Here is a 9,467-nt window from a genome sequence, read left to right as displayed (position 1 = left end):
GCGCCTCGAACAGCTCAACCTCTGGGGCTGAGTCGCCGCCTTTAGGCGGCCCAAGAACCGCGGGGCCGCGTTAGCGACCCCGTAGCCGCTTCGAGCGGCTCACGAATGAAAGCCCCCGGCTTTGCCGGGGGATGGTTACTGGCGTCAAGGATCGGGCGGCTCTGGATCGCGCGCTGCGCCTGACGCTCGGCGGGCGTGACGTCACGCAGGCGCCGCTCCACGGCATAGAGCTTTCCGATCAGCGCCACCATCTGGTGGGCCGCGGCGCTCTGCGTGCGTCCGGCGGTGGCCTCGACGAATTTACGTCGCACATGCGCCCAGCAGCCGCCGCGGCCCAGCAACACCAAGTCCACCACCAAGGCGTCATAGACGCTATAGGCGTCGGTGACCAGATGCCCGCGATACACCGGCGGGTCATGGGGTGGCGCGCCGCCGCACATAAAGCGTCGGGGCGCCGCCCCGCCACGGGTATCGGCGTAATCAAAGATCAATACCGGCCGTTCGGGTGGTCCGCCGCAATAGACCCACATATACGACTTCTGCGTCGCCTTACGCCCTGGCTCGTCAAGCACTTGGACGGGCGTCTCATCAATGTGCAGGACCGGGCCGGTCCATAACAGCGCCTTCATGGCGGCCATTAACGGCGTGAGCTTGGCATCGAGCTGGATCAGCCACCCGGCCATGGTTTGGCGCGAAATCTCAATGCCTTCGCGGGCGAAGATGCGCTCCTGGCGATACAGCGGCAGGGCGTCGGCGAACTTGCCCACCACGATATCGGCCAGCAGCGAGCTGTCGGCGATCGCCTTGGGGAGGATTTGCGGGGCGCGCGGGGCGATGATCACGCCCTGCTCGGCACCGGGTACGGCGGGGTGCAACGGGGCGTACTTGGCGCGCTTGAACACGATGACATAGGGCTGGCGGGGGATGACCGCCAGTTGCTCGGATTCGTTGTAGCCGATCAGTTTCCAATCGCTGCCCAGGCTTGCCTTGACCGCCGCCGGCAGGTCGATGATGCGCTCCACCCGCGGCAGGTGGGCTGGCAGCGGCCGACGCACCGGCTTGGTCTTCGGTGGCGCCGCCGGCGTGTCGGGGACCGGTGGTGACGGCGGCGGGGCCTCCTGCTCCAGTTCCCCGATCAACGCCTCCAACTCCGCCTCATCGAAGAGGCCGAGTTGATTGGGGGCGACCTGCTCGCTGCTGGGGCCGAAGCGTTTGCGCTTGAGCAGCGCGATATAGTCAAGCAGCTGTTCGATCCGTTGCGCCTGACGGGTCCGCTCCTGCTCCAATTCGACCACGCAATCCTTCAGCCGAATGACTTCGGCATGCAGTGACACTGGGTCGGCAGAACGTGAATGGGCAGCGGTTGGCATGCCGGCTATTCTATCAGAAACGCTTTTCAATCGCTCAGATACGACCGTCACCAGACACTGAAATGGGCTTCGCGATGCCCCTCTATCCGCTGCCATTGCAGTCCGTCGAGCAGCCACCGCAACTCGCGGGTCGTAACCGTCACGGCCGCCGCGTCGTCGCGCACCGACGGCCAGCGGAAACGCTCACGCTCCAGGCGGCGGTAACACAACCAGAAGCCATTGCGTTGCCAGCACAGCACCTTGAGTTTGTTGCGTCCACGATTGCAGAAGACGAAGACCTGCGCCGTGCAGGGATCCTGCTGCAACACGTCCACCACCAAGGCCGCCAAGCCGTCGATGGACTTGCGCATGTCGGTGGCCCCCAGCGCCAGGTAGACCCGCGTGTCCTCCCCCAAGGCGATCATCCCCGCGCCGCCAGGGTCGCCAGCACCCGCGTGAGGGTTGCCCCGTCGAATCCGCACGCCACCTCAACCCGCACGCCGCCGCCAGCGACCACCGCAATCCCGCTGGCACCACCGGTGACCAGCGCCGGCCGCTCCTCAAGCACCCGTACCGGGACCAAGTGCGCCCCGGGTGCCGGCACCGCGTCCTCCCGCAGGCGTCGGCACCAGTGATAAAACGTGCTCTGTGCCACCCCCCGCTGTGCGCAAAACGCCCGCGCGCTCAATCCGCTCGCTTCATACGCGCCGACCAGCGCCCGCCACTGCGCCGTGCTGCGTTGCTGATCGTTCCCCTGCTTTGCCATACTGCACCCCCGGCCTTGTTGAACCAGGCGTGATTTTCGCCGGTTCGACTGGGGTGGCGAAAGATGTAATTCGCCGGACGCTTACTTATCTTCGTTGTCCTGTACACCCGCCTGGTGAACGACGCGTGAGATCTAACTTTTTGTTCTTCTTCGTGTTCTTCGCGGCTTCGCGCGAGAAACTGCCGAATTTAGGATGATCAAGGCCCGCGATAGGCGGCGAAGACTGCCGCCGCGAGTTGTTCACTCTCCTGTGAAAACTCGGCCGCGCTCATGGCTGCTTCCGGGGCATCCAGAATGATATGGTTGCCCGCTCCCGTAAAAGGCAGGAAGCTTGAAAGCAGATAGGACCGGTAGCCCGCTTGCAGTTTCCCGCGATGGATGAAGAACTCACGCATCCACAGGCCCCCGCCGGTTAGAACCTCCTCCTGACCACGTACCGTTTCCAAGGTCAGACCGCGAAAACGCATGCACGAGATCAGCGAATGGTGGCGGCCCTGATCAAAGGCGCCATACCAGTACATACGGATGCTCGTCGGCTGTCCGTCCAACTGCAGCTGATAGCCATTGGATGCGATCTGCTGGGCCACCACTCCGGCTGGGGGCGGCTCGACCTTATAGTCGATAGCGACGAGGGGCGGCAGCACGAACGGGGCCATGCCCAGGAACGCGAGTAGCGCGGCCTCGGCGCCCCCGAGTGGGATCGGGGCCGGTCGCGCCTCCTGCGGCGATCCGCCAAGGAGGATCAGGTAGACCCGATAACAGAGTACCACGGCGACGACGGCCTGCCATTGCGGCCACATGGCCAGGAGTGAGACGGTGCCGGACAGGATGATCAAGCCGCTGACGGATGACAACAGCCGCCAGGAAACCAACCGGGGGCACACCAGCAACCAAGGGATCCACAGCGATTCCATGCTGGACCAGGCGATCACGACCGCCGCCAGGCCCCAGACCAGATAGGCGACGCCCAAGCGCGCTGCGGGGGCGTCCGCGAGCCGGCTATGGGCAAGAAAGAATAGGGCCGACAGGGCGATCAGATGCCCCCCCGGTGAAAAGATCGGAACCGCCACCAAGGCCAGCACCAGACTCAGGTAGATGACCTCCAGCCAGCGGGTGCGATCCATTTGTTGCAGGTCATCGATAAACAGGATCAGGAACGGCACGATCCACAGAAAGCCGATCAGATAGTGCAGTTCCTCCCCTTCCCACGCCGGATAGAAGACATAACGATAGCCCGCCAGCGTGGCTATCCGCAGCATATTCACCAGCACGGCCACCGGGACGCAAAGCAACAAGCGTCCCAGCAGCACGCCGTCAAAGGCGCGCTTATGGTTGGCCCACAGGGTGACGCCCCAGAGGATGATCAAGGTATTGACCCCGGAGCAGTCCTGGGTCCAGGGAATAACCAGTTGACCGAGCACGATGTCCTTGCCCCGATCGACTGCCGCAATGCCAAATGCCGCGGCGGCCCCTGTGACCAAAGGGCGAGTCAGGGCCGAGAGCACCTCGGTCAGGTGGGCGAAATGCAGGAGCAGGAACATGACGGCCAGCAACAGGACGGTACGGACCACTGACCCGATCTGGCCGGCAGCCACCGGCGCGGTGGCGCCGAAGGTCCGCAGTGCAGACCACAGGTGCTTGGCCTGTTGCAGCAACGATTGCCCTTTGACGGGCGGCTCAGGGATCATTTACGCGGCCCGCCAGTTTTTTGAAATTTCTGTTTTAACAACAGGATGAATGGTACCGCCGCCAACAGGAGCCACGGGGGTTCCGGGATACCGCTCGGGGCGCCCATAACGCCGCCGCCCTGCCCGCCGGAAAAATCTCCAGGGCCTGGACCGGCGGGCGTTGCGGGAGTGGCCGGTGTTGCCGGTGTTGCCGGATTGGCGGGCTTTGCCGGGGTCTGGGCCAAGACGGACTGAGCCCCGGCACCGAGGGCCGCGGCAACCACGAAGGGAAGTAGACGATGACGATAGCTCATGGGGAAGGCCCTATTGTCGAGTAAATCCGTGCGTTCTATATGTTCTAAGCAAAACTCGCGCCAGCCCCCTGAAACAGCTCCATCACGCTGTTGTTATGTGAGAAACGCATCCTTCACGTGACCTGAACCACAGGCCGCATCAAGCCTGGCTGCCATTTCAGCCGCACTGCCTCACGGTCATCTGCCAAACCGGCAGTCGCAAGACGACTCAGACCGCGCCGCGGTCATTCACACGCAGCGGCGTTGATCGTAACTCCGACCACCCAGCCTCTCGTGACCGCCGCGCCTGGGAGCGCCGACATTCTGTCGGCGACGGCGCAAAGCGCCGTTGGATCCTCGCGAAAACAAAGCCATTTGCGATTCACCGCGAGACCGCGAACCGCCTGCGGCGGTTGGCCGACAGAATGTCGGCGCTCCCAGGCGCTCCGCGCCGCGAGCGCTGGCGGCCGGAGCTATGATCAAGGCCCACGCAGCAACAAATGCCATCCTTTCGCTATAGTGTATTATGCAACCCTAGGCGCCACAATGCCTCAGTGGTTCCGCTGCGCACGCCGACGTTGATTCATCCTGTTGGCCACCGGCACCCGCCGCCATGGTTGGCGCACGGCGTCCCATTTCCATTCACCGCCCCGGAGCCCCCCGATGCGTTGGGTCCTGAACATCGCGAGCAACTACCTGCGGGTCATCGTCGGCATCGCCGTGATGTTCTTCCTCATCCCGTTCCAGGTCAGTCACCTGGGTCTGGACCTGTTCGGGCTCTGGTCGCTGATCTTCGCCGTGGTCGGGCTGTTCGGCCTGTTGGATCTCGGCTTCGCCACCGCGGCCATGAAATATGTGGCTGAACTCACCGCCAGCGGCGACCACGCCGCGCGCAATCAGGTCCTGTCCACCCTGCTGGTGGTCTACACGGTCTTGGGCCTGATCTGCATCGCCCTGGTCGCCATCCTGGCGGGTCCGGCCTCCGGCTGGTTTGCGCTCAAACCGGACCAGGCCGCACCCTTCACCCTGGCCTTGTGGCTGCTGGGGGGCGTGGTGGCGATCAACTTCCCGGCCAGCCTGATCAAGGCGATCCTGATCGGCAGCGGGCGGATGCACCTGGTGAATGGCATCGAGTTGGTGACCACCCTGGTGAACGCCGCCCTGATCGTGATCCTGCTCCAGGCGGGCCTGGGCCTGGTGGGCATGGCCATCGCCACCGCGACGACCATGCTGCTGGGGCCGGTGGTGATGCTGCCGCTCACCATCCGCCTGACCCCGGGGCTATCGGTCTCGCCACGGCTCTTCGCCCCCGCCCGTGTGCGCGAACTGCTCGGTTTCTCGGTGTATTTCTTCATCGCCAACGTGGCGGTCCTGATCATCCTGCGCATGGACCCGGTGGTGATCAAGACGTTCCTGCCGCTCACCGCGGTGGCCGTCTATGCGGTCGGGGCCAAGATCGCCGAGTACACCTACCTGCTCAACAAACAGTTCTCCAACGCATTGATGCCGCTGGTGTCTCTGTCCAAGGGCGCGGGCGACACCGACACGGTGCGCCGCATCCTGGTCGACGGCACCCGCTTCCTGCTGGCCATCGCGGTGCCCTTCGTCGCCCTGCTCCTGTTCTACTCCGAGCCCTTCATCGTCCACTGGATGGGGCCGGACTTCGCCGAATCGGTCACGGTGCTGCGCATCCTGCTGCTGGCGATGCTGTTGGCCAGCGTCCAGCTCAACGCCGCCAATGTGTTGGGGATGACCGGTCAGCACCGCTTCGTCGCCTTCGCCATGGGCGGCTCGGCGCTGCTGAACCTGGCACTGTCGCTCATCCTGATCCAGTTCTTCGGTCTGCTCGGGGTCGCCCTGGGGACCCTCATCGCCACCTTCCTGGTGGAGTTCACCCTGGTGGTGCCGCGCGCCTGCCGCGACCAGGGGCTGGCCCTGACCGGGTTCGTGCGCCGGGCGATCTGGCCGACCCTGCCGGCCCTGGTCCCGACCCTGGGCACCGCCTGGCTGCTGGCCCAGTGGCACCCCATCAGCGGGTTCGTCTGGATCTTCCTGGAGGGCGCGGCCAGTGCGCTCGTCTATTTCACGGTCTTCTACTGGAGCGGCCTCACCGCCGCCGAGCGGGACCTGATCGCCGGCAAGCTGCGCCGTCGATTCAAATCCCGCCCCGCCTGAACCGCTCACCCACCAACCGATCGGGAGCCGCCATGCCAGGACCTTTCAGCGTCATCCGCCGGACCCTCGAAGGCACACGCCTCACCTGGTATCGCGCCCGCCTCGGGGCCATGGGGCGCGGCTGTCACATCGACCCCGGGGTCAGCCTGCAATACCCGGGGCGTATCCGGCTCGGCGACGCCGTCGGCATCGGGCGCCACGCCACCCTGCGCGCCAACACGGACGCCAACCCAGGCATTACCCTCGGCAATGGCGTGAACGTCAACGACTCCGTGGTCATCAACGCCAACCGGGGCTTCGTCACCCTGGGTGATCGCTCCTGGCTCGGCCCCTTCTGTCTGGTCTACGGCAATGGCGGTGTGACCGTCGGGCGCAATGTGCTGGTCGCCGGTCACACCAGCATCAACACCGTCTCACACTCAGTGGAGCGCTGCGACATCCCCATCAACGACCAGCCGGTCCTGACCGGCCCGGTGGTGATCGAGGACGATGTGTGGATCGCGCTCAACGCGGTCATCCTGCAAGGCGTCACGCTGGGGCGCGGCTGCATCGTCGGGGCCGGGGCCGTGGTCACCAAATCCATCCCGCCCTGGTCGATTGCCGTGGGCGTCCCGGCCCGGGTGGTGGGTCGGCGTAAAGGGGCGCCTGAGTCGCCCGCGGAGTCAGTATGAAGATCGTCCAGGTCCCCAGGCGTTTCGTGGTGTCCGAGTGGGGCGGCACCGAGACCACCATCCTCCAGACCAGCCGGGCCTTGCAGCGCGCCGGACATGAGTCGGCCATCTTCACCAGCCTGGCACTGTCGAATGAGCGCCGCGAGACCATCCAGGGCGTGCCGGTGCAGCGCTTCCCCTACAGCTACCCCTTTTTCGGCCTCACCGCCAACGACCGCCGCGACATGGACAAGAAGGGCGGCAACCTGCTCTCCCTCTCCCTGCTGCTCGGCCTGCTGCGCGAGCCCGGTGTGGACCTGATCCATGCCCATACCGGCAAACGGGTCGGTGGCGTGGTCCGCACCGCGGCCCGACTGCGCGGCATCCCCTATGTCGTCACCCTGCACGGCGGCTATTTCGAGGTCCCCAAGGGCGAGATGGACCAGATGCTGGCGCCCATCAGGAACCGGTTTGAGTGGGGCCGCCTCTTCGGCGCACTGCTCGGCGCGCGGCGCGTGCTGGAAGATGCCGCCGCGGTGGTCTGTGTCGGTGGCGACGAATACGCCGCGGCCAAGGCCCAGCTCCCCGGCCAGCGGGTGGAATTGGTCCCCAACGGGGTGGACTGCGACGCCTTCGCCCAAGGCGACGCCGTGGGCTTTCGCGCCGCCTATGGCATCGCCGCGGACCGACGCATCATCCTGTGCGTTAGCCGCATCGACTATCAGAAGAACCAGATCGGACTGGTGGAGGCACTGGCAACGGTCGCCGCCCAGATCCCGACGGCCCACTTGGTCCTGCTCGGGCCAGTGACAGTGGCCGGCTATCACGAGCGGCTACTGGCCACGGTCGCGGACCTGGGCCTGACCGAACGGGTGACGCTGATCCCGGGGCTGCGCCCGGACGATCCCATGCTCCCGGCGGCCTACCATGCCGCCGAGGTCTTCTGCCTGCCCTCACTGCACGAGCCATTCGGCATCGTGATCCTGGAGGCCTGGGCCGCCGGCCGGCTGGTGGTCGCCGCCCGCGTCGGCGGCATCCCCTCCTTTACCACCGACGGGGCGGACATCATCCACGCCCAGCCCGGCGATACGGCCGACCTGGCCGCACGGTTGCTCCAGGTCCTGGGCGATCCAGCGCTTGCCGGGCGCATCGCCACGGCGGGTCAAGCCAAGGCCAGGCGGGACTATGCGTGGTCGGCGATTGCGGGGCGGTTGGTCGAGATTTACCGGGAGTTGCCGCGGGGACGCCGGGGCTAATTCCGTCCTCGTGCTGTCAGGAGACCAGCAACATGTCTCAGCGACGGGAACCGGATTGCACAGGCGCCGGAGCCCCCAAGCGGCGTAACATACCAGTCCGAGGCAACGCCGTGGGTTGCGCCAAAGAGAATGCTTAGCTTTGAGGGCCTTAGGTTGGATTGCCGAATCAAACCCAACATCCCGAATTTTTAAGCCATCGCCGTCGCCCTCGAACTTATGGTCTTTGTAGACGCGCCAGCGTTATCTGAATCTTTAGCTGGACAAAGGAAACACAGAGAGAAGCATGAAATCAAATTTAACTGTTACGACATTGCAACATGAAGCATCACAATTCGCAGAGATGGAGACTACTTACGACGAGCCGTCTCTCTACGGTGTAACTGATTGAAAAGCGGTCGGAACCTATCTAGAGCATAAGTTTACAGCCTATTTGGCTGAGAAGTATGAGTATAGACAAGGAAACTCGGCATCTGGAATCGATCTTCCCAGCCTAGAAGTCGATATAAAGGTAACGAGCGTGAAGCAGCCGCAATCATCATGTCCTTTCAGATCTGCATCTCAGAAAGTGTTCGGACTCGGCTATCATTTGCTTGTATTTTTATATGACAAGACCGATGATCACAAAAACAAGACTGGCCGGTTGAATATGCAGCATACGATATTCGTCGAAAAGGAGCGTACAGCAGATTTTCAAACCACAAAAGGGTTACTGGACATTCTTGCAAGAGAAGGGAATAAGGACGATGTTGTTGCGTTTATCATTGAAAGAAACTTACCCGTTGATGAAATCGGCGCTGTGGAACTGGCCGACAGGATATTAGAACGGCCGCCGAATCAAGGCTACCTGACAATATCCAACGCGCTCCAGTGGAGACTTCAGTACGCTAGGGTTATTCAAAATGCTGGTGCGGTTTCAGGTATCGCAAGAATTCGCTGAAAAATGACTAAGAAATCATTTGAAAAGTGGCAATATGGTGATTTTCAAACACCGATTGATCTTGCCAGAAGAGTTGTTGCCGTTCTAAAGCGAAATCACACTATTGACCCCGCGGTAGTTATTGAGCCCACTTGTGGTAAAGGTGCATTCATCCTCGCTTCATACGAAGGATTCATGAATGCAGCTATACTGGGTTTTGAAATCAATCCCAAGCATGTCGCTGAAGCCCGCTCTGTAATCGTTCAGACCCCCCCCTTCCGGAACGCGGTGGCGTGGGGGCATTGTGTTGGAGGATAGCACCCCAACAGTTGGTGGCGTCGCGGGGACCCCACCGTTCAGCCTGACGCGCACATGAAACTCGACCGACACGATCT

The 9,467-nt window shown here is 63.2% G+C and carries 9 protein-coding genes; 5 read left to right on the top strand and 4 right to left on the bottom strand.

What is annotated here, in order from left to right; genetic code table 11:
- Positions 1-41: 41 nt before the first annotated feature.
- The 4 genes from QZX93_RS25085 to QZX93_RS25070 all read right to left on the bottom strand — a co-directional run bounded on the left by QZX93_RS25085 (position 42) and on the right by QZX93_RS25070 (position 3,803).
- The gene (locus tag QZX93_RS25085) at positions 42-1,370 is read right to left on the bottom strand and encodes an IS66 family transposase (RefSeq protein ID WP_295389469.1); all 1,329 of its coding nucleotides are present in this window, start codon (positions 1,368-1,370) and stop codon (positions 42-44) included.
- 47 nt (positions 1,371-1,417) lie between these two features.
- Positions 1,418-1,774, bottom strand: a complete 357-nt coding sequence (gene tnpB / locus QZX93_RS25080; RefSeq protein WP_295389467.1) for an IS66 family insertion sequence element accessory protein TnpB — start codon at positions 1,772-1,774, stop codon at positions 1,418-1,420.
- Positions 1,771-2,115 carry a hypothetical protein gene (locus QZX93_RS25075; RefSeq protein ID WP_295389465.1) on the bottom strand — a complete coding sequence of 115 codons (345 nt, stop codon included), beginning with the start codon at positions 2,113-2,115 and terminating at the stop codon, positions 1,771-1,773. Before QZX93_RS25075 ends, tnpB begins: the two co-directional genes overlap by 4 nt.
- A 197-nt stretch (positions 2,116-2,312) precedes the next feature.
- On the bottom strand, positions 2,313-3,803 hold the full coding sequence (locus QZX93_RS25070) for an exosortase/archaeosortase family protein (protein WP_295389464.1): 1,491 nt from the start codon (positions 3,801-3,803) through the stop codon (positions 2,313-2,315).
- Between the two features lie 935 nt (positions 3,804-4,738).
- Between QZX93_RS25070 and QZX93_RS25065 the strand changes: the two genes are divergently transcribed.
- From QZX93_RS25065 to QZX93_RS25045, 5 genes are all read left to right on the top strand, one after another.
- The gene (locus tag QZX93_RS25065; RefSeq protein ID WP_295389462.1) at positions 4,739-6,250 is read left to right on the top strand and encodes an MATE family efflux transporter; all 1,512 of its coding nucleotides are present in this window, start codon (positions 4,739-4,741) and stop codon (positions 6,248-6,250) included.
- Positions 6,251-6,282: 32 nt separating this feature from the next.
- Positions 6,283-6,921 (top strand): DapH/DapD/GlmU-related protein, encoded by a 639-nt coding sequence (locus QZX93_RS25060; RefSeq protein WP_295389461.1) that lies wholly within the window; start codon positions 6,283-6,285, stop codon positions 6,919-6,921.
- The gene (locus QZX93_RS25055) at positions 6,918-8,156 is read left to right on the top strand and encodes a glycosyltransferase family 4 protein (protein ID WP_295389459.1); all 1,239 of its coding nucleotides are present in this window, start codon (positions 6,918-6,920) and stop codon (positions 8,154-8,156) included. Before QZX93_RS25060 ends, QZX93_RS25055 begins: the two co-directional genes overlap by 4 nt.
- 517 nt (positions 8,157-8,673) lie before the next feature.
- The gene (locus QZX93_RS25050; RefSeq protein ID WP_295389457.1) at positions 8,674-9,093 is read left to right on the top strand and encodes a hypothetical protein; all 420 of its coding nucleotides are present in this window, start codon (positions 8,674-8,676) and stop codon (positions 9,091-9,093) included.
- A 3-nt stretch (positions 9,094-9,096) separates the two neighbouring features.
- Positions 9,097-9,390: a hypothetical protein gene (locus QZX93_RS25045; protein WP_295389455.1), complete on the top strand. Its 294-nt coding sequence runs from the start codon at positions 9,097-9,099 to the stop codon at positions 9,388-9,390.
- Positions 9,391-9,467: the final 77 nt, after the last annotated feature.

The organism is uncultured Thiodictyon sp. (assembly GCF_903946935.1).
Taxonomy (GTDB): Bacteria; Pseudomonadota; Gammaproteobacteria; order Chromatiales; family Chromatiaceae; genus Thiodictyon.
Note: the sequence above shows the minus strand (reverse complement) of the source record. Positions and strands in the feature narration are given on the sequence as shown.

What these genes read in the sequence shown, in the direction of transcription:
- QZX93_RS25045 (WP_295389455.1), top strand. Translation starts at nt 9,097, where the DNA reads ATGACTAAGAAATCATTTGAAAAGTGGCAATATGGTGATTTTCAAACA.
- QZX93_RS25055 (WP_295389459.1), top strand. Translation starts at nt 6,918, where the DNA reads ATGAAGATCGTCCAGGTCCCCAGGCGTTTCGTGGTGTCCGAGTGGGGC.
- QZX93_RS25085 (WP_295389469.1), bottom strand. Translation starts at nt 1,370, where the DNA reads ATGCCAACCGCTGCCCATTCACGTTCTGCCGACCCAGTGTCACTGCAT.
- QZX93_RS25075 (WP_295389465.1), bottom strand. Translation starts at nt 2,115, where the DNA reads ATGGCAAAGCAGGGGAACGATCAGCAACGCAGCACGGCGCAGTGGCGG.
- QZX93_RS25065 (WP_295389462.1), top strand. Translation starts at nt 4,739, where the DNA reads ATGCGTTGGGTCCTGAACATCGCGAGCAACTACCTGCGGGTCATCGTC.
- tnpB (WP_295389467.1), bottom strand. Translation starts at nt 1,774, where the DNA reads ATGATCGCCTTGGGGGAGGACACGCGGGTCTACCTGGCGCTGGGGGCC.
- QZX93_RS25060 (WP_295389461.1), top strand. Translation starts at nt 6,283, where the DNA reads ATGCCAGGACCTTTCAGCGTCATCCGCCGGACCCTCGAAGGCACACGC.
- QZX93_RS25070 (WP_295389464.1), bottom strand. Translation starts at nt 3,803, where the DNA reads ATGATCCCTGAGCCGCCCGTCAAAGGGCAATCGTTGCTGCAACAGGCC.